General features: G+C 72.1%; 19 protein-coding genes and 1 riboswitch. Of the genes, 7 read left to right on the top strand and 12 right to left on the bottom strand.

The window, feature by feature from the left end; genetic code table 11:
- Positions 1-18: 18 nt before the first annotated feature.
- From glgX to ACQEUU_RS27300, 3 genes are all read right to left on the bottom strand, one after another.
- The gene (glgX, locus tag ACQEUU_RS27310; RefSeq protein WP_433071203.1) at positions 19-2,136 is read right to left on the bottom strand and encodes a glycogen debranching protein GlgX; all 2,118 of its coding nucleotides are present in this window, start codon (positions 2,134-2,136) and stop codon (positions 19-21) included.
- Between the two features lie 33 nt (positions 2,137-2,169).
- Positions 2,170-2,595, bottom strand: a complete 426-nt coding sequence (locus ACQEUU_RS27305) for an OsmC family protein (RefSeq protein ID WP_270155068.1) — start codon at positions 2,593-2,595, stop codon at positions 2,170-2,172.
- Positions 2,596-2,722: 127 nt separating this feature from the next.
- Positions 2,723-4,081 (bottom strand): ankyrin repeat domain-containing protein, encoded by a 1,359-nt coding sequence (locus ACQEUU_RS27300; protein ID WP_433071201.1) that lies wholly within the window; start codon positions 4,079-4,081, stop codon positions 2,723-2,725.
- Between the two features lie 150 nt (positions 4,082-4,231).
- Here ACQEUU_RS27300 and ACQEUU_RS27295 point away from each other — a divergent pair, with 150 nt between their 5' ends.
- Positions 4,232-4,888 (top strand): DUF1707 SHOCT-like domain-containing protein, encoded by a 657-nt coding sequence (locus tag ACQEUU_RS27295; protein ID WP_433071199.1) that lies wholly within the window; start codon positions 4,232-4,234, stop codon positions 4,886-4,888.
- 73 nt (positions 4,889-4,961) lie between these two features.
- On the opposite strand, the gene ACQEUU_RS27290 is transcribed toward ACQEUU_RS27295, so the two are convergent.
- The 6 genes from ACQEUU_RS27290 to ACQEUU_RS27265 form a co-directional block, all read right to left on the bottom strand.
- The gene (locus ACQEUU_RS27290; RefSeq protein WP_433071197.1) at positions 4,962-5,870 is read right to left on the bottom strand and encodes a sirohydrochlorin chelatase; all 909 of its coding nucleotides are present in this window, start codon (positions 5,868-5,870) and stop codon (positions 4,962-4,964) included.
- Positions 5,852-6,580 carry a phosphoadenylyl-sulfate reductase gene (locus ACQEUU_RS27285; protein ID WP_433071195.1) on the bottom strand — a complete coding sequence of 243 codons (729 nt, stop codon included), beginning with the start codon at positions 6,578-6,580 and terminating at the stop codon, positions 5,852-5,854. Before ACQEUU_RS27285 ends, ACQEUU_RS27290 begins: the two co-directional genes overlap by 19 nt.
- Positions 6,577-6,720, bottom strand: a complete 144-nt coding sequence (locus ACQEUU_RS27280; protein ID WP_148030414.1) for an Insertion element protein — start codon at positions 6,718-6,720, stop codon at positions 6,577-6,579. The genes ACQEUU_RS27285 and ACQEUU_RS27280 overlap by 4 nt, the downstream gene beginning before the upstream one ends.
- Positions 6,717-8,390, bottom strand: a complete 1,674-nt coding sequence (locus tag ACQEUU_RS27275) for a nitrite/sulfite reductase (protein WP_433071192.1) — start codon at positions 8,388-8,390, stop codon at positions 6,717-6,719. The genes ACQEUU_RS27280 and ACQEUU_RS27275 overlap by 4 nt, the downstream gene beginning before the upstream one ends.
- A 110-nt stretch (positions 8,391-8,500) precedes the next feature.
- Complete coding sequence (locus ACQEUU_RS27270) at positions 8,501-8,584, bottom strand: putative leader peptide (protein WP_354532976.1); 84 nt, start codon at positions 8,582-8,584, stop codon at positions 8,501-8,503.
- 61 nt (positions 8,585-8,645) lie between these two features.
- On the bottom strand, positions 8,646-8,780 hold the full coding sequence (locus ACQEUU_RS27265; RefSeq protein ID WP_433071190.1) for a hypothetical protein: 135 nt from the start codon (positions 8,778-8,780) through the stop codon (positions 8,646-8,648).
- A 43-nt stretch (positions 8,781-8,823) separates the two neighbouring features.
- On the opposite strand from ACQEUU_RS27265, the gene ACQEUU_RS27260 reads away from it, so the two are divergent.
- From ACQEUU_RS27260 to glyA, 5 genes are all read left to right on the top strand, one after another.
- Entirely contained in the window at positions 8,824-9,594 is a 771-nt protein-coding gene (locus ACQEUU_RS27260; protein WP_433072000.1) for a TIGR03084 family metal-binding protein, read from the top strand.
- A 37-nt stretch (positions 9,595-9,631) separates the two neighbouring features.
- On the top strand, positions 9,632-10,006 hold the full coding sequence (locus ACQEUU_RS27255) for a YccF domain-containing protein (RefSeq protein ID WP_433071187.1): 375 nt from the start codon (positions 9,632-9,634) through the stop codon (positions 10,004-10,006).
- Between the two features lie 138 nt (positions 10,007-10,144).
- Positions 10,145-11,005: a YihY/virulence factor BrkB family protein gene (locus ACQEUU_RS27250; RefSeq protein ID WP_433071184.1), complete on the top strand. Its 861-nt coding sequence runs from the start codon at positions 10,145-10,147 to the stop codon at positions 11,003-11,005.
- Between the two features lie 58 nt (positions 11,006-11,063).
- A complete protein-coding gene (locus ACQEUU_RS27245; RefSeq protein ID WP_433071181.1) occupies positions 11,064-12,581 on the top strand; it encodes a serine/threonine-protein kinase in 1,518 nt (505 codons plus the stop codon).
- 22 nt (positions 12,582-12,603) lie between these two features.
- Positions 12,604-12,688: riboswitch (ZMP/ZTP riboswitch) on the top strand.
- A gap of 26 nt (positions 12,689-12,714) precedes the next feature.
- Positions 12,715-13,965, top strand: a complete 1,251-nt coding sequence (glyA, locus tag ACQEUU_RS27240) for a serine hydroxymethyltransferase (RefSeq protein WP_433071178.1) — start codon at positions 12,715-12,717, stop codon at positions 13,963-13,965.
- A 163-nt stretch (positions 13,966-14,128) separates the two neighbouring features.
- On the opposite strand, the gene ACQEUU_RS27235 is transcribed toward glyA, so the two are convergent.
- The 3 genes from ACQEUU_RS27235 to ACQEUU_RS27225 form a co-directional block, all read right to left on the bottom strand.
- On the bottom strand, positions 14,129-14,677 hold the full coding sequence (locus ACQEUU_RS27235; protein WP_433071176.1) for a YciI family protein: 549 nt from the start codon (positions 14,675-14,677) through the stop codon (positions 14,129-14,131).
- A gap of 469 nt (positions 14,678-15,146) precedes the next feature.
- The gene (locus ACQEUU_RS27230) at positions 15,147-15,851 is read right to left on the bottom strand and encodes an anti-sigma factor family protein (RefSeq protein ID WP_433071173.1); all 705 of its coding nucleotides are present in this window, start codon (positions 15,849-15,851) and stop codon (positions 15,147-15,149) included.
- Positions 15,848-16,396: a sigma-70 family RNA polymerase sigma factor gene (locus ACQEUU_RS27225; protein WP_433071170.1), complete on the bottom strand. Its 549-nt coding sequence runs from the start codon at positions 16,394-16,396 to the stop codon at positions 15,848-15,850. The genes ACQEUU_RS27230 and ACQEUU_RS27225 overlap by 4 nt, the downstream gene beginning before the upstream one ends.
- Before the next feature lie 277 nt (positions 16,397-16,673).
- Here ACQEUU_RS27225 and rsgA point away from each other — a divergent pair, with 277 nt between their 5' ends.
- A complete protein-coding gene (gene rsgA / locus ACQEUU_RS27220; protein ID WP_433071167.1) occupies positions 16,674-17,780 on the top strand; it encodes a ribosome small subunit-dependent GTPase A in 1,107 nt (368 codons plus the stop codon).
- The last annotated feature ends 42 nt before the right edge of the window (positions 17,781-17,822 follow it).

Raw genomic sequence — 17,822 nt, 5'->3', positions numbered from 1 at the left:
GCACACGCCCCCGACAACTCAGTCGCGCGGCCTGCGCAGCACCATCATCGACCGCGCCGTGACCGCCACCACGTCGCCCGCTTCCCGGCGCTCCTCACCGGACGGCTCCTCGCAGCCGTCGCCGGCGGTGTCGAGCTCCGGTATCCAGCCGCCGCCGAACGCCTCGCCCGGCAGCGTGAACGCCATGTCCTCGTGGTGGGCGTTGATCAGCAGCAGGAACGAGTCGTCCACGATCCGCTCGCCGCGCGGCCCCGGCTCGGTGATCGCGTCGCCGTTCAGGTAGACCATCAGCGACTTGGCGTAGCCGACGTGCCAGTCGGCGGACGTCATCTCGGCGCCGCCGGGCGTCAGCCACACCAGGTCGCGCTCGCCGTTGTCGGGGTGACGGCCCTGGAAGAACCGCCGCCGCTGGAACACGGGGTGCTGCCGGCGCAGCTCCGCCAGCTTGCGCACGAACTCCAGCAGCCGCGTCTCCGTGCGCAGCCCCGACCAGTCGACCCAGGCGATCTCGTTGTCCTGGCAATAGGCGTTGTTGTTGCCCCGCTGCGTCCGGCCGAGCTCGTCGCCGTGGGACAGCATCGGCACGCCCTGCGACAGGAACAGCGTGGCCAGGAAGTTGCGCCGCTGGCGCTCGCGCAGCCGTACGATCGCCGGGTCCTCCACCGGCCCCTCGGCGCCGCAGTTCCACGACCGGTTGTCGTCGGTGCCGTCGCGGTTGCCCTCGCCGTTGGCCTCGTTGTGCTTGCGGTCGTAGGAGACCAGGTCGGTGAGCGTGAACCCGTCGTGGCACGTCACGAAGTTGATCGAGGCCACCGGCCGCCGCCCCGACGTCTCGTAGAGGTCGGCCGAACCCGTCAGCCGCGAGGCGAACTCCGGCAGCGCCGAGTGGCTGCCCCGCCAGAAGTCGCGCACGGTGTCGCGGTACTTGCCGTTCCACTCGGTCCACAGCGGCGGGAAGTTGCCCACCTGGTAGCCGCCAGGACCCACGTCCCACGGCTCGGCGATCAGCTTGACCTGGGAGATCACCGGGTCCTGCTGGATCAGGTCGAAGAACGCGCTCAGCCGGTCGACGTCGTGCAGCTCGCGCGCCAGCGCCGAGGCCAGGTCGAACCGGAACCCGTCGACGTGCATCTCCAGCACCCAGTAGCGCAGCGAGTCCATGATCAGCTGCAGCGCGTGCGGCGAGCGGACGTTCAGCGAGTTGCCGCACCCGGTGTAGTCCAGGTAGTAGCGCCGGTCGGCGTCGTGCAGCCGGTAGTAGGCGGCGTTGTCGATCCCCCGGAACCCCAGCGTCGGCCCCATGTGGTCGCCTTCGGCGGTGTGGTTGTAGACCACGTCGAGGATCACCTCGATGCCCGCCTCGTGCAGCGCCCGCACCATGGCCTTGAACTCCTGCACCTGCTCGCCGCGCGTCCCGGCGCTGGAGTAGCCGCCGTACGGGGCGAGATAGGCCATCGTGTTGTAGCCCCAGTAGTTCGTCAGCCCCCGCGCCACCAGGAAGTGCTCGGGCATGAAGTGGTGGACCGGCATCAGCTCGACCGCCGTCACCCCCAGCGACAGCAGATGGTCGACGATCGCCGGGTGCCCCACCCCGGCGTACGTGCCGCGCAGCTCCTCGGGCACGCCCGGGTGGCGCATGGTGAGCCCGCGCACGTGCGCCTCGTAGATCACGGTCTGGTGGTACGGGACGCGCGGCGGCCGGTCGTTGCCCCAGTCGAAGAACGGGTTGATCACCACGTTCTTCGGCATGAAGGGGGCGCTGTCGAGCCGGTTGACCTTCGCCGGGTCGGTGAAGTGGTAGGAGAAGACCGCCTCGTTCCACCGCAGCTCGCCGTCGACCGCCTTGGCGTACGGGTCGAGCAGCAGCTTGGCGGGGTTGCACCGGTGGCCGTGCGCCGGGTCGTAGGCGCCGTGGACGCGGTAGCCGTAACGCTGGCCGGGCATCACGCCGGGCAGGTAGCCATGCCAGACGAACCCATCCACTTCGGGCAGGTCGACGCGCTCCTCGGAGCCGTCGTCGTGGAAAAGGCACAACTCGACCCGCTCGGCCACCTCGGAGAACACCGCGAAACCGGTGCCCACGCCATCCCAGGTAGCGCCGAGTGGATAAGGTTCGCCCGGCCAGACGTCGCGCATGTGACCTAATTGTCGCACGCGTTGGGGGTACCGCTAGAGCAGTTCGGCATTCAGCGTGATCGTGGTGCCGGTCAGGGCCTTGCTGACGGGGCAGTTGGCCTTGGCGGTCTCGGCGGCCTGCTGGAACTGCTCGGCGGTGATGCCGGGGACGTGGGCCTTGACCGTGAGCACGATGCCGGTGATGCCCTCGCCCGGCTGGAAGGTGACGTCGGCGCTGGTCTGCACGGACTCCGGAGGCGTGCCGGCGCCGGCCAGGCCGTGCGAGAGGGCCATGGAGAAGCAGGAGGAGTGGGCCGCGGCGATGAGCTCCTCCGGAGAGGTCTTGCCGTTGGCCGCCTCGGCGCGGGACGGCCAGGACACCTCGAAGGTCCCGACGCCTGAGGTGTCGAGCGAAACGGTGCCGGAACCGTCGAGCAGCGCGCCCTTCCACTGCGTCGTGGCGGTGCGAGTCGTGGCCATGCGAATTGCTCCCTCTGTCGATCAGTGGACCTTCCGACCCTATCGCGGGGCGGCGAAGTCACCGCGAGGGGACGTCCCTTCGCCGCCTCGCCGCCCACCCGGGTCTCGGGTGGCCTGCGGGCGTCGCTCAGGCGTCCTGGACGTCGCCGACCAGTTCGAGCAGCTCGGGGTCGTCGGACTCGGCCCGCACCCGCCGGGCGCCGTGGCCGGCGCGCGGGTCGCCGCGCCTGGCCAGGCCGCGCGCCGCCTCCGCCACCGCGCGCAGCACGTGGTCGTCCAGCCGGGCCGCCAGCGCGTCCCGGATCTCGGGCGTGTCGGCGTCCAGCCCCGCCAGGCCGGCGGTGGCCCAGTCGCGCACCTCGCCGTCGTCGTCGCCGGTCATCTCGATCAGCAGCGCCAGCCCTTCGTCGTGGCCCGGCGCCGGCCCGTCCGCCAGCGCGTCGGCCAGCGCGATGGCGTCGGTCATCGTGCGCTGGTGACCGGGGCGGCCGATCAGGCCGAGCACCAGCGGCAGCGCCCGGGGGTCGCCCTGGTGGCCGAGCGCCGCCAGCACCGACCGCAGCACCTGCGGGCTGGACTCGGTGACCGTCATCCGGCGCAGCAGCGGCAGCGTCCGCTCCAGGTAGGGCCTGTCCTCGCCGGTGACGCCGAACTGGGCGATCGCGTCCACGCCGAACTCGCGCTCCCTGGCGTCCTCGCTCGCGCACAGCTCCGTCAGGGTCACGTACGTCTTGTCGTCGCCGCGCGCGGCCAGCGCGTCGGCCGCCGCCCACCACGTCTCCGCGTCCTCGTCCAGGTCGCGGTGGGCCAGCGCGCGCGCCACCAGCCGCTCGATCGGCGCCCACTCGCCCGTGGCCGCCTCCAGCAGGGTCGCGATGGCGGCGTGGCCGCGCTGCGCCTCCACCTGCTCGGTCTCCGACCCGTCGGGCGAGGTGGCGGTGACGGTGACCAGCTCGGTGCCGTCACCCGCCCACTGCCGGTGCACCGCGTACGTCCAGTCTTCCTGCTCCACCTGGTCGAGCAGCGCGCCCTCCAGGTGGACGCCCACCCAGTCGGCGGCGATGTCGTGCGCCGTGTCGCCGTCGCCGTCGTAGCGGGCCGGGTCCGCGCCGGCGTCGAGCAGCTCGCGCACCACGCCCAGCGCGCCCCGGCGGGCGGCGAGCGTCAGCGGCGTGTCGCCCGTCTCGTTGGCGGCGTCCACGTCGGCGCCCGCCTCGATCAGCACCCGCGCCGTCCCGGCGGCGCCGTTGGTGGCGGCCCACATCAGCGCGGTCCAGCCGCCGCCCTCCCGGGTGTCCACCCCGGCGCCGGCGGCGAGCAGCAGCCCGGCGACGGCCGCCCGGTCGCGGGCGGCGGCGGCGCACAGCGGCAGCCCGCCCTCCTCGCCCTCATAAGGCCGGTCCGGATCGGCCCCGGCGGCGAGCAGCTCGCCCACGGTCTTCTCGTCGCCGTCCAGCGCGGCCCGGTAGAGCTGTTCCTCATGCATGACAACGGACCCTAGCCTGGCCCGGCCGCGCCCCGGGACCATGCTGGGGTCCGTGTCACTTTCTGGTACGTGGTGCGTGTCGATAGTGGTTCACCCGTTTTCCTCCCCAGGGAGGACCGTGACACCGTCAAAACGCGATATGTTGCGAGTATGACTGACCCCGGGGAGGTACGCGCCTCCGACGCCGAGCGTGAGGCGGTGGTCGAGCTGCTTCGCGAGGCCTCCGTCGAAGGCCGGCTCACCCTGGCCGAGCTCACCGACCGCACCGAGGCCGCCTACACCGCCACCACCCACGCCGAGCTGGCCCTGCTCACGCAGGACCTGCCCGCCGTCGCCGCCCCCGCACCGCCGGCGCGGCGGCGCGAGGGCCGCAAACGGCGCTGGTTCGTCGGCGTCATGGGCGATACCAAACGGCGCGGCACCTGGCGCATCGACCAGGAGCTGGGCGCGGTGGCCGTGATGGGCGACGTGGTGCTCGACCTGCGCGAGGCCGAGGTGCGCACCGACCTGGTGGAGATCCTCGCCGTCTCCGTGATGGGCGACGTGAAGATCATCGTCCCCGACGGGGTGAACGTCGACCTCGACGGCCTGGCGCTCATGGGCGACAAGAAGGTCGACGTGGAGCAGGCGCCGCGGGGGATGAACGTGCCGGTGGTGCGGGTGCACGCCTACGCGGTCATGGGCGACGTGAAGGTGCTCGGCGACTCGCGCGCCAAACCGATCAAGCGCGGCTGGTCGGCCTGGCGTGAGCACTGGCGCCAGCTCCACGGCGACGACTCCGACCGCTCCCTGGGCCGCGGCCACTGACCCGCCACTCCGGCACGCCCGCCGGAAGCGGTCACGTACGGCACGTTCGGGGTGTCGGAGCGGTCACGTGCGTTCAGGCGGTCCTGAGGTCGTCCGCCGGGGCGCGCAGCGCCGACTCGTACCGTTCCAGCAGCACCTGCGCCAGCTCGGGGGCGGCCCCGAGCACGTCGGCCACCACGTCGGCGCCCGCCTCCAGCGCGGTGCGGCGCACCTTGTCGGCGAAGTAGCCCGGCGCCAGCAGGTAGGGGGCGACCACCACCCGCGGCGCGCCCGCCTCCTTGAGCCGGGCGACGGCCTGCGCCGGCGTCGGTGAGGCGGCGGAGGCGTACGCGGGCTCGACGGCCCACCAGCCGCGCGGCGGCAAGGAACGGTCGGTGGAGGAACGGTCAGGCCAGGAACAGCCGGTCAAGGGCCGCGTGGTCAAGGGCCGCGTGGTGAAGGACCGGGTGGTGAAGGACGGCGCGGCGGCGGGGCGGCGCCAGGCGCGGGCCAGCCCGGCGATCACCTCGTTGGCGCGCGCGTCACCGGAACCCGCCGACACCAGCACCACCGCGGTGTCAGGGTCGCCGACCGTCACGCCCGCCTCCTCCAGACGGCGTTCCAGGGCGGCCATGAGCAGCGGGTGCGGGCCCAGGGTCGTGCCGTAGCGGACGCGCAGCCGCGGATCGCGGGCGCGCGCCTCACGCAGCGCGGCCGGCAGGTCGACCCGGCTGTGGTACGCCTCGGTCAGCAGCAGCGGCAGAACCACCGCCTCGGCCAGGCCGTGCAGCGCCTGCCCGAGCGCGGGGGTGGCGTGGTCGAGGTAGGCGGTCCGCACCGGAAGCCAGGGACGCAGCCGCCGCACCTCGTCGAGGAGCGCCGCCACGGTGGCGGCCGCACGGGGATCTCGCGAGCCGTGCGCCACCGCCACCATGGGGACGCTCGGGCCGGTCCCGCCTGCCAACGGCACCGGCCGGCCGGGGGTCACAGGTGAATGCCGCATTCGACCTTCCCCAGCCCCGCCCAGCGGCCGCTGCGCGGGTCTTCCCCCTCCACGACCTGCCGGGTGCACGGCGCGCACCCGATGGAGGGGTAGTTGTCGTAGTGCAACGGGTTGATCAGCACCCCGTTGTCGGTGACGTAGTTGTCGACGTCCTCCTGGGTCCAGGAGGCGATCGGGTTGATCTTCACCATCTGCCGCTTGGCGTCCCACTCCACGACCTTGGTGCCGGCGCGGGAAGGGGACTCGTCGCGGCGGATGCCGCTGATCCACGCGAGGTACGGCTCCAGCGCGCGGTTGAGCGGCTCCACCTTGCGCAGGAAGCAGCACAGGTCCGGGTTGCGGCCGAACAGCCGCGGCCCGAGGTCGCGGTCCTGCTCGTCGACCGTGCGGGACGGCCGCACGTCGATGACGTTGACGTCGTAGACCTGCCGCACCGCGTCGCGGGTGCCGACCGTCTCGGCGAAGTGGTAGCCGGTGTCGACGAACAGGACGTCCACGCCCGGCTTCACCCGGCTGACCAGGTCGATCAGCAGGGCGTCGCTCATGGAGGACGTCAGGCACAGCCGGTCGCCGAACGTGGCGGCGGCCCAGCGGACGATCTCGCGGGCGGGCGCGCCCTCCAGGAACAGCGCGGCGGATTCGACGATGTCCTGCAGGTCCAGGGCGCCGCGCTGCTGGCGCAGGTCGACCTCGATGTCGGCGAGCGTCATATGTTCACCCCGATTCCGAGAAACTTCAGCTTGAAGGCGCGAGCGCAGGACCGGCAGTACCAGCCCCCGTCATCCTGGTAGGGCTCCAGGTCCTCGTCGCCGCAGTAGGGGCAGTGGAAGGGGACCGCGCGGCCGCTCATTTGAGATCGGCCTCGTCGGCGCGCTGCACCCAGTCGGCGAAGGTCTCGCCCTCTTTCTTCTGCTCGTCGTAGTTGCGCGCGACCCGCTCCACGTAGTCGGGCAGCGCCGCCGAGGTCGTCTTGAGCCCGCGCACCTTGCGGCCGAAGCCCGGGTTGACGCCCAGCGAGCCGCCGAGGTGGATCTGGAAGCCCTCGACCTGCTGACCGTTCTCGTCCATGACGAGCTGGCCCTTGAGCCCGATGTCGGCGGTCTGGATGCGGGCGCACGAGTTGGGGCAGCCGTTGACGTTGATGGTGAGCGGCTCGCCGAACTCCGGCAGCCGGCGCTCCAGCTCGTCGATCAGCCTGTCGGCGGTGTTCTTGGTGTCGACGATGGCCAGCTTGCAGAACTCGATGCCGGTGCAGGCCATCGTCTGGCGGCGAAACGTGGACGGGTTCACCCGCAGGTCGTTGGCCTCCAGCTCGGCCACCAGCGAGTCGACCCGGTCGGCGGTGACGTCGAGGATGACCATCTTCTGCTCGACCGTGGTGCGCACCCGGCCGGAGCCGTGCCGCTCGGCGATGTCGGCGATGAGGTGGAGCCGGTCACCGCTGAGCCGGCCGACCCTGGGCGCGAAGCCGACGTAGAAGCGGCCGTCCTTCTGGCGGAAGACGCCCACGTGGTCGCGGCGGTCACCGCGCGGCCGCTCGGGCGCGGGCCCGTCGGGCAGCGGCTCCTTGAGGTACTCGGTCTCCAGCACCTCACGGAACTTCTCCGGCCCCCAGTCGTTGACCAGGAACTTCAGCCGGGCCCTGTGGCGCAGCCGCCGGTAGCCGTAGTCGCGGAAGATGCCGATGACGCCGCCGTAGACGTCGCCCGCCCGTTCCGGCGACACGAACACGCCCAGGCGCTTGCCCAGCATCGGGTTGGTCGACAGGCCGCCGCCGACCCACAGGTCGTAGCCCTTCTCGCCGTGCTCGTTGACCACGCCGACGAACGCCACGTCGTTGATCTCGTGCACCGTGCAGTGGGCGGGGCAGCCGCTCAGCGCCGACTTGAACTTGCGCGGCAGGTTGGAGTAGGCGGGGTCGCCGATGTAGCGCCGGTGGATCTCGCTGATCTGCTCGGTGGCGTCGAGCACCTCCTCGTCCTCGATCCCGGCCAGCGGGCAGCCCAGGATCGTGCGCGGGGTGTCGCCGCACGCCTCCGTGGTCGACAGCCCCACCTCCTCCAGCCGCCGCCAGATGTCCGGCACCGACTCGATCTCGATCCAGTGCAGCTGGATGTTCTGCCGGTCGGTCACGTCGGCCGTGCCGCGCCCGTACTCGTTGGACAGGTCGGCGATCACCCGGAGCTGGCGCAGGTCGAGCTGGCCGCCGTCGATGCGGATGCGCAGCATGAAGTAGCGGTCGTCGAGCTCCTCCGGCTCCAGGATGGCGGTCTTGCCGCCGTCGATGCCGGGCTTGCGCTGGGTGTAGATGCCGTACCAGCGCATGCGGCCACGCAGGTCGGCGGGGTCGATCGAGTCGAAGCCCCGCTTGGAGTAGACGTCGATGATCCGCTGGCGGACGTTCAGCCCGTCGTCGTTCTTCTTCAGCTCTTCGTTCTTGTTCAGCGGCTCCCGGTAACCGAGGGCCCACTGGCCTTCGCCGCGCGGGCGCTTGTGATGCCGGCTGGCAGGGGTGCTCATTGCGCGTCCTTTGTGTTCATGGGCGCGCGCGCACGGGCGTCCTCCTGCCTCGTCATCGAGTGCAGGGGAAGATGAAGGGTGCGACGCGCTCAGCGGTGAGAAACGAGTGATTACCGGGCGTCGCAACAGATGGCACTGCGGACACGCAGAAGGTCGACGTGGCGCCGGCCTACGAGCATGGGGTCCGCTGGCATGCTTACGAAGATACTCTGGCCGTCCGAGATGTCCAATACCGGGTCCAGAGTCTGGACTCGATCATCCCTGTCGCGGCCAGCCGAACTCCGACTCGCCCTCCCGCTCCCCGTCGGCCGGTGGCTGGTGCTGGCAGTCGCACCACGAGCCGCCACGGCACTCGTCGTGCCGCCTGTCCTTGCAGCTGTCGCAGATCACGACAGCATTATCGCTCTCGGCTAGGCTGGCGGCCGTGGACCTCATGGCCGAGCTGCTCGACGATCTCCGCGCCGAGACCGCCTCGCTCGAAGCCCTCCTGGACCCTCTCGGCCCCGGCGACTGGGAGCTGCCCACCCCCGCCGCTGGCTGGGCGATCCGCGACCAGGTGAGCCATCTGGCCTGGTTCGACGACGCCGCCCACACCGCGATCACCGATCCCGCCTCCTTCCGCGCCCTGCTCGCCGACGCGGCCGCCGCCACCCCCGACGACCTGGCGGAGCAGGCGCGCGGGATGCCCGCCGGCGAGCTGCGCGCCTGGTTCGGCGCCGCGCGGGCCCGGCTCACCGACGCGCTCGCCACGCTGCCGCCGAAACGCCGCCTGCCCTGGTACGGGGTCGACATGTCGGCCGCGTCCTTCGCCACCGCCCGTCTGATGGAGACGTGGGCGCACGGCCAGGACATCGCCGACGCGCTCGGCCGCACCCGCGAGCCCACCGACCGGCTGCGCCACGTCGCCCGCATCGGGGTCATGGCCCTGCCCTACGCCTTCGCCGTACGGGGCCTGCCCGTGCCGGCCGAGCCGGTGCGGGTGGAGCTGACCACGCCGGGCGGCGAGCCGTGGACGGCGGGCCCGGAGGGCGCCGCCGGCGTGGTACGCGGGCCGATGCTCGACTTCTGCCTGGCCGTCACGCAGCGTGCCCACCTGTCCGACACCGCCCTGGAGATCACCGGCGAGCCGGCGGCGGCGTGGATGGGGATCGCGCAGGCGTACGCGGGCCCGCCGGGCGAGGGGCGGCCGCCCCGGGGACGCTGAGGCCGCGCCCCGGAGCCCGTGGTGACATGCTGGAAGCATGCGCACCCTGCTGAACGTCATCTGGCTCGTCTTCGCCGGGCTCTGGCTGGCCATCGGATACGTCCTCGCCGGGATCATCTGCTGCATCCTGATCGTCACGATCCCGTTCGGCATCGCGTCGTTCCGCATCGCGGCCTACGCTCTGTGGCCGTTCGGCCGGACCGTGGTGCGCGATCCGCAGGCCGGCGCCCTCTCCCTCGTCGGCAACGTCATCTGGTGCGTCGTGGCCGGGATCTGGCTGGCCGCCGGTCACGTGATCACGTCCATCCCGCTGTTCGTCTCGATCATCGGCATCCCGATGGGCGTCGCCAACATCAAGATGATCCCGGTTTCGCTGCTGCCGCTGGGGGCGCGCATCGTCGACGACGAGTAGGGCAGGACAACTGGGACGTAAGCTTGCCGGAGAGTCACTGCGACAGAGCGTTGGGTGCCAATGACGTCCACGGAAGCGCGTAGCGGGTCGAAGCCGAAGAGGTCGCGTGCCTCGACGGCCCGTGCCCGGCTCAGCTGGGTGCGCGACACGAGGTCGTGGGCCACCGTACGCGCCGCCACGAACGCCGGGGTCACCTACCGGGTCACCGGCCTGGCGGGCGAGGCCGCGTTCTTCGCCCTGCTGTCACTGCCGCCGTTCGTGCTCGGCCTGATCGGCGTGCTGTCCAAGCTCGGCGCCTGGATCGGCAAGCAGGCGGTGCGCGACATCGAGGTCTGGGTCATCCAGCAGGCCGGGGTGCTGTTCACCGCCGACACGATCGACACCGTGGTCCGCCCGCTCATCGCCGACGTCCTCAGGGACGACGCCAGCAAGGTGTCGATCATCTCGCTGGGCTTCCTGCTGTCGCTGTGGTCCGGGTCCCGGGCGCTGTACGTGTACGTCGACCTCATCTCCGTCGCCTACGGGCTGGGGGAGGAGCGCGGCATCATCCGCACCCGGCTGATGTCCTTCGGCCTGTACGTGGTCGGCCTGGTCGTCGGCATCGTGGTGATGCCCATCCTGGTCATCGGCCCGACGCTGCTCAAAGGGGTGCTGCCCGCCGAGTACGGCGGCCCCATCGACCTGCTCTACTGGCCCGTGGTGATCGTCGGGTCGGTGCTGTTCCTGACCGTGCTCTACCACGTCAGCGTCCCCGTGCGCACCCGCTGGTTCCGCGAGCTGCCCGGGGCCATCCTGGCGCTGTTCCTGTGGATCGTCTGCGCCACCGTGCTGCGCGCCGTGCTCGCCGCGTGGTTCTCACCCGTCTCCGTGTACGGCTCGCTCGCGGCGCCCATCGCCCTGCTGCTCTGGCTCTACATCACCGCCCTGGCCGTGCTCATCGGGGCGATACTCAACGCCGAGGTCGACCGGCTCTGGCCCGGTGACGGCCGCGCCACATGAGATCGCGTGATCAGGCGTTCCGCAACCACGCGTCAGGACTTGTCGCCACAATGGCGATGTGACTCCGCAAGGTCGCCGAATCGGTCCGTACACCCTCATCCGTACGCTCGGCCAGGGTGGCATGGGCACCGTCTACCTCGCCTACGACGCCGGCTTCGCCACCGTCGCGCTCAAGGTTCTCCACCCTGAGCTGGCCGGGCGTCAGGACTTCCGGCGGCGCTTCGACCGGGAGGCCGAGGCCGCCCGCCGGGTGGCGCGCTTCTGCACCGCGCCCGTGCTCGACGCGGGGTTCGACGGCGGCACCGCCTATCTCGTCACCGAGTACGTCGACGGCCCGGACCTGTCGGCCGTCATCGACGCCCAGGGCCCGATGACCGGGGCCAACCTGGAGGCGCTGGCCGTGGGCGTGGCCACCGCGCTGGCCGCCATCCACCAGGCCGGCGTCGTCCACCGCGACCTCAAGCCCGCCAACATCCTGCTCAGCGCCGTCGGGCCGCGCGTCATCGACTTCGGGATCGCCCAGCTGGCCGACCCCGACGCCACCCGGTCGGCCACCGTCTCGGGCACGCCCGCGTACATGGCTCCCGAGCAGGCGAGCGGCCTGCCCACCACGCCCGCGAGCGACGTGTTCGCCTGGGGAGGAGTCATCGCCTACGCGGGCACCGGCCGGCCGCCGTTCGGCACCGGCGCCGTGCCCGAGGTGCTCTACCGCGTCGTCCACCACGTGCCCGCGCTCGACGGCCTGGACGAGCGGCTGCGCCCCCTGGTGGAGCAGGCCCTGCACAAGGACCCGGCCAGGCGCCCGACGGCCCAGGAACTCCTCGACCGCCTGCTGGGCCGCCCGAGCGCCACGGTCGCCACCGGCACCCAGGTGGTGAGCGACTCCTGGACGCCGCCGCCCGGCGCCCCGCTCACGCCGCGACCCCGCCGCCTGCTCGCGCCGGTGACGGCCGCGGTCCTCGCCGCGGTCCTCGCCGCCGCGGTGACGTTGGCCAGCACGCTGGCGATCTGGCGCCCCTGGACGTCCCCGCCGTCCGGCACGGCGGCCGTCACGACCCGCACGGTCACCGCGCCGGCCACCCCTCCCGCGTCGGGCGGGCCGTCTCAGGCCGCCGTCACCCCCAGCCGGACGCCCACCGGCGTCGTCACGCCAGGGGCGGACGGGGCGGAGCTCTCCTTCACGCACACCAACGCCTGGAACGAGAAGGTCCGCGCCCGCGTCAGGATCGACTCGCTCCGCCGTCAGGGCGCCGACGTCAAGCTCGAATGGACGGTCACCAACGACGGCGCCGGCGAGTTCATCAGCCTGTACCAGTTCCACACCATGCGGCACCTGGGCAACACCGACGCCTCCTCGATCGCGCTGGTCGCCCGCGACGAGCCGCTGCCGTGGAAGCCGATGGCCCAGGACGGCAAGTGCGCGTGCACGTCCTGGGGGGCGGGCGACAACATCGCGGCCGGTGAGTCGATGCGCTTCTTCGCCGTCTTCCGCGGCGTGCCGGAGACCGTGCAGACGGTCGACGTGGACCTCCTCCGCCTCGGCGTCCTCAGGAACGTGCTGATCACGGCGAGGTGAGCCCCTCCGCATCCAGTATCGTCGAAGACGTCGCGACTGGCGCATCAGGTGGGAACGACCACCGGGGAGCGGGAAGGGAGCGGAGGCCGAGCGCCTGGGTCTTCGCAAGGACGTCAATGATGACAGGAGAGTCATGGGTTCTCTCGCTAGCGCCGACCCGGAGATCGCCGAGCTGATCAAGGCCGAGGAGCGCCGCCAGGCCGACACCGTCAAGCTCATCGCCTCCGAGAACTACGTCTCCAAGGCCGTGCTCGAAGCCACCGGCACGGTCCTGACCAACAAGTACTCCGAGGGCTACGCCGGCAAGCGCTACTACGAGGGCCAGCAGGTCATCGACCAGGTCGAGACCCTCGCCATCGAGCGCGCCAAGGCGTTGTTCGGCGTCAACCACGCCAACGTCCAGCCCTACTCCGGCTCTCCCGCCAACCTCGCCATCTACCTGGCGTTCCTGCAGCCGGGCGACACCGTGATGGGCATGGGCCTGCCGTTCGGCGGCCACCTCACCCACGGCTGGTCCGTCTCCGCCACCGGCAAGTGGTTCAACCCGGTCCGCTACGGCGTCCGCAAGGACACCGGCCGCGTCGACCTCGACGAGGTCCGCGAGCTGGCCCTCGAACACCGGCCCAAGCTCATCTTCTGCGGCGGCACCGCCGTCCCGCGCACCATCGACTTCGAGGGCTTCGCGGCCATCGCCCGCGAGGTCGGCGCCGTCCTGGCCGCCGACATCGCGCACATCGCCGGTCTCGTCGCCGGCGGCGCCCACCCGTCGCCCGTGGGGCACGCCGACGTCATCTCCACCACGACCCACAAGACGCTGCGCGGCCCGCGCGGAGCCATGCTCATGGCGACGTCCGACGAGCACGCCACCGCGCTCAACAAGGCCGTCTTCCCCGGCCTGCAGGGCGGCCCGCACAACCACACCACCGCCGCCATCGCCGTCGCCCTGCGCGAGGCCGCCACCGACGACTTCAAGGCGTACGCGCACCAGGTCGTCGCCAACGCCAAGGCCCTCGCCGAGGAGCTCGCCGCCCGCGGCTTCGACCTCGTCTCCGGCGGCACCGACAACCACCTGATCCTGCTCGACCTCACCCCGAAGGGCATCGGCGGCAAGCCCGCCGCCCAGGCCCTCGACCGGGCGGGCCTGGAGACCAACTACAACGCGGTGCCGTTCGACACCCGCAAGCCGTTCGACCCGTCGGGCATCCGCATCGGCACCCCGTCGGTCACCTCGCGCGGCATGAAGGAGGCGGAGATGCGGCAGATCGGGGCGTGGATGGACGAGGTCGTCACCGCCCTGGCCAAGGGCGACGCCGAGGACGTCATCGCCCGGGTCCACCGCGAGGTCAGCGACCTCACCGCCCAGTTCCCGGCTCCCGGCCTGTAACCGCCCGCCACCGGCCCCGCGGCTCCGGTAAGAACCGCCGGCCTGCCGGTGTGAGGACGGCCGCGCCCGTACCCCGGGCGCGGGAGCAGCAGTCCCTTCCGGGCGTCACCGATCACGTCGGTGACGCCCGGACGGCTTCAGGCCGGCGCCGCTCGGCGTCCGGTCACCTCCGCCCGCCGAACGCCCAGTCGTGGACCTCGATCCCGGCGTACCGGCCCTCGGTCAGGACGGCGCGCGCCGCGTCCCGGTCCGGCGCCCGGACCAGCGCCGCCGTGCCCAGCCAGGCGGCGCCGTCGTCCGACAGCAGCGGCCCGTACGCGATCAGTTCGTCCCGGCCGGGCGGCGGGACGAGGTCGACGGCCTCCCCTGAGCCGAAGCCGAGCACCAGATACCGGTCGCCGCCTTCCCGGCCGCCGGGAAAGTCCCACATGGTCCGCCCCAGCACGTTGCGCCAGCGCCGCAGCAGCACGTCCCGATACACCCCGGCCTGGTAGGTGGGCTCGTCGAAGGCGAACGTCCGCGCGGCGGCGGCATCCGGCAGATCGAGGATGTGCACGCTGCCGGTGGCCGTCTCACCGCCCCGGTCGAAGGTCGGCCCCCGGGCGATCATCTGGTCCGCGTACCGGTCCATGTAGGACCAGTGCTCCTCCACCAAGGCGCTGCGGAGCGCCGCCGAACCGGGCCGATCACGGTGATAACAGAAGAATTCCATAGGGCGATTACCTACCACGTCCGGTCCACGGAACCCCCCGATCGAGGGAAGCACAGCGGACGCGGACTCCGCCGAGAGCGCGGGACGCCCCGCCGCACGGGCTCCCGGGGTGCGGCGGGGCGTGGTCGCTCCTGGGGCCTGGCCGGACGTCCCCGGTGGCGCCGGCCGGGCGGCGGTGCGCGAGGCAGGCCCGCCGCCGGCCGGAAGATCCGTCCGGACGGCTCCCGACGTCGTGGACGGATCATCACCGTGACAAGGGCTCGGGGTGACCGGCATGTCCCCTGACATGCCGGTCATCCCCTTGGAGGAGTCCCTGTTCTGGCAAGCAGTACGGCCCCCGGCCCGCCCCGGGTTCAACGATTCGCGAAAAATTCTCCGGTACCCCGGAAACCTGCGGGCGGCCCGGTCAAGCCGCTCCTGCCGGGAGCCGGGAGCCGGGAGCCGGGAGCCGGGAGCCGGGAGCCGGGCGTCAGACGTCGACCGTGAGCAGGTTGCGCCCGGTCGACGTGATGACCTCGAACCTGTCGATCCGGTCGATCGGCAGCGCGGCCGCCCCGTGCATGTAGAGCGGATTCGGGTTGGCCGCCGTGCCGTAGCCGTCGGGCGGCACCGCCCAGCCCATCATGATCCGCCGGTCGCCGTCCTTGCCGACGGCCACCAGCTCGCACTCCAGCGGCCCTTCGACGCCCGACAGCTTGAGCGCCGCGTGGGTGCCCCAGCCCTTGGACTCCAGCACCAGCCCGCCCGTCACGCCGTCCCGGCCGGTGCCCGGCACGGGCGTGCCCATCGCGTAGAACTGCTCCGCGGGGCCCAGCTGACCGTGGGCGGCCGGCGGGGCGTTCCGGGCGCCGATCTGCGCGCCGAGCACCAGCCCGCCGGCGATCAGCGCGATGGCGGCCGCGACCCCGAGCAGAAACGTCCCCCTGCGGGAGCGGCGGTCGGCCGCCTGCTTGCGGCGCAGCAGGTCGATGACCTCGGCGGGCTCGTCCTCAGGAGGGTCGTCGGTCACCGGCCCGAGCCCGTGCAGCGCCTGGGCGACGCCCGCCAGGTCGGACAGCTCCGACGCGCAGGAACGGCAGCCGAGGAGGTGGGTCTCGAACGCCAGCCGGTCGTCCTCGTCCAGCAGCCCCAGGGCATAGGCGCCCACGTCGGTGTGTTCCACGCGCGAGGTCACGCCGTCACCCCCCTCTCCTCCAGCGCCACGCGCAGCGCGCGCACCGCGTAGTAGACCCGGGACTTGACGGTGCCCACGGGGATGCCGAGCGCCTGCGCGGCCTCGTTGACGGAACGATCGCGCAGGATCGTCTCGTTGAGGATCTCCCGGTGCGCGGGCGACAACGCCTTGAGCGCCTCGGACACGACCACCTGGTGCAGCAGCTGCTCCATCTCATCCGGCACGGGCATGTGCTCCAGCGGGCCGTCACCCTGCTCCTGGGGCCGGGCGTCCCTGCGCCGCCGGTCATCGATCACGATACGTCGCGCGACGGTCGCCAGCCAGGGCATCAGCGAGGCCGCTTCCGGGTCGAGCTGCTCGGCGCTGCGCCAGGCGCGGATCATGGTCTCCTGCACGACGTCCTCGGCCCACTGCCGGTCACCCGAGGTCAGGCGCATCACGAAGGACAGCAACGGCCGGTGGTACTGCCGGTAGAGGGCCGACACGACCGTCTCAGGGTCGGGCCGTACGCGCCTCAACCAGGTCCGTAACCGCGGCTTGGCCATGGGGGGTGCTCCCTCGGCCGAGGGTGGGGGATACGTGCTCAGTCGCATCATTCCCCTTTCTCGAGTCCGTCGGCAGGTGGTACGGGCAACGCCGCCCCCGCGGTTCAACCGGGGGGACCGAAAACCTGTTGCGGGCCCGCGTACGAGGTGCGTAGAGTCGCGGCGAAACGGATCGAGGAGGTGAGGACTATGCGGGTCGTTCTGTTCTGCCTGCGTGCCGCCTCCCTCCGGGCGTTCGCCTGAGACCGCCCGGTTTCCCTTCTCGACCTGCAAAGGTGTGACTCCGTTGTCTTTCGATCTTTCCCTGCTCGGCTGGACCGATTCCCGCGCCGCCGAGCTGCCCGACGGCACCGTGCCCGGCCGGGTCTCCCGCGTCGACCGCGGGGCGGCCGAGGTCATCGCCGCCGACGGCCCGCATCACGTCCGCCACGGCGCCCGCGTCCGCAGGGCGTCCGCCGCCGACCCGGTCGCGCTGCCCTGCGTGGGCGACTGGGCGGCGCTCAAGCCGCTGCCCGAGGGCCGCTACGAGCTCGACGAGGTGCTGCCCAGGACCACCGCGTTCGTCCGCGGCGGCGTCAGCCGCGACTCGCGCGGCGGGCTGTCCGGCGACGGCCAGGGCCAGGTGCTCGCGGCCAACGTCGACGTCGTGTTCGTCACCGAGCCGTCCATGCACGCCACCGACCTGGCCGACCTGGGCCGCGTCGAGCGCCTGGTGGCGCTCGCCTGGGAGTCAGGCGGCACGCCGGTGGTGCTGGTCACCAAGTCCGACCTGTTCGGGCACGGCCTGGACGACCTGCTCGCCGACGTGCGGCAGGCCGCGCCGGGGGTCGACGTGCACGCCGTCTCCTCGCTGCGCGGCGAGGGCGTCGACGTCGTCCGCGGCTACCTCGACGGCTCCCGCACCGCCGTCGTGCTCGGCCCTTCCGGAGCCGGCAAGTCCACGCTGGTCAACGCGCTGGCCGGCGGCGAGATGATGGAGACCCAGCGGGTACGCGCCGCGGACGGGCGCGGCCGGCACACCACCGTGCACCGGGAGCTCATCCCGCTGCCCGGCGGCGGCCTCGTCATCGACACGCCCGGCATCAGACGGGTCGGGCTCTACGCCATGAACGAGGGCGTCGACCTGGTCTTCGCCGACATCGAGACGCTGGCGGAGAAGTGCCGCTTCCACGACTGCGGCCACGAGAGCGAACCGGGGTGCGCGGTGCTGGCGGCGCTGGAGAACGGCGAACTGCCGGAGCGGCGGCTGGAGAGCTGGCGCAAGCTCCAGCGGGAGGCGGCGTGGATGGCCTCCCGCACGGACGCGCGCCTGCGCAAGGAACTGCAGAGCCGGTGGAAGTCCATCCACAAGGAGATGCGCCGTTCCGGCCGCAACCGCCCGTGAACCGAGGGCCTTCCGGGGAGGGGTCTCCCTCCCCGGAAGGCC

It is taken from the genome of Nonomuraea sp. CA-218870, assembly GCF_050936535.1.
Lineage (GTDB): Bacteria > Actinomycetota > Actinomycetes > Streptosporangiales > Streptosporangiaceae > Nonomuraea > Nonomuraea corallina.
This window is presented reverse-complemented; position numbering and strand designations above follow the sequence as displayed.

What these genes read in the sequence shown, in the direction of transcription:
- glgX (WP_433071203.1), bottom strand. Translation starts at nt 2,136, where the DNA reads ATGCGCGACGTCTGGCCGGGCGAACCTTATCCACTCGGCGCTACCTGG.
- ACQEUU_RS27305 (WP_270155068.1), bottom strand. Translation starts at nt 2,595, where the DNA reads ATGGCCACGACTCGCACCGCCACGACGCAGTGGAAGGGCGCGCTGCTC.
- ACQEUU_RS27300 (WP_433071201.1), bottom strand. Translation starts at nt 4,081, where the DNA reads ATGCATGAGGAACAGCTCTACCGGGCCGCGCTGGACGGCGACGAGAAG.
- ACQEUU_RS27295 (WP_433071199.1), top strand. Translation starts at nt 4,232, where the DNA reads ATGACTGACCCCGGGGAGGTACGCGCCTCCGACGCCGAGCGTGAGGCG.
- ACQEUU_RS27290 (WP_433071197.1), bottom strand. Translation starts at nt 5,870, where the DNA reads ATGCGGCATTCACCTGTGACCCCCGGCCGGCCGGTGCCGTTGGCAGGC.
- ACQEUU_RS27285 (WP_433071195.1), bottom strand. Translation starts at nt 6,580, where the DNA reads ATGACGCTCGCCGACATCGAGGTCGACCTGCGCCAGCAGCGCGGCGCC.
- ACQEUU_RS27280 (WP_148030414.1), bottom strand. Translation starts at nt 6,720, where the DNA reads ATGAGCGGCCGCGCGGTCCCCTTCCACTGCCCCTACTGCGGCGACGAG.
- ACQEUU_RS27275 (WP_433071192.1), bottom strand. Translation starts at nt 8,390, where the DNA reads ATGAGCACCCCTGCCAGCCGGCATCACAAGCGCCCGCGCGGCGAAGGC.
- ACQEUU_RS27270 (WP_354532976.1), bottom strand. Translation starts at nt 8,584, where the DNA reads ATGCCAGCGGACCCCATGCTCGTAGGCCGGCGCCACGTCGACCTTCTG.
- ACQEUU_RS27260 (WP_433072000.1), top strand. Translation starts at nt 8,824, where the DNA reads ATGGCCGAGCTGCTCGACGATCTCCGCGCCGAGACCGCCTCGCTCGAA.
- ACQEUU_RS27255 (WP_433071187.1), top strand. Translation starts at nt 9,632, where the DNA reads ATGCGCACCCTGCTGAACGTCATCTGGCTCGTCTTCGCCGGGCTCTGG.
- glyA (WP_433071178.1), top strand. Translation starts at nt 12,715, where the DNA reads ATGGGTTCTCTCGCTAGCGCCGACCCGGAGATCGCCGAGCTGATCAAG.
- ACQEUU_RS27235 (WP_433071176.1), bottom strand. Translation starts at nt 14,677, where the DNA reads ATGGAATTCTTCTGTTATCACCGTGATCGGCCCGGTTCGGCGGCGCTC.
- ACQEUU_RS27225 (WP_433071170.1), bottom strand. Translation starts at nt 16,396, where the DNA reads ATGGCCAAGCCGCGGTTACGGACCTGGTTGAGGCGCGTACGGCCCGAC.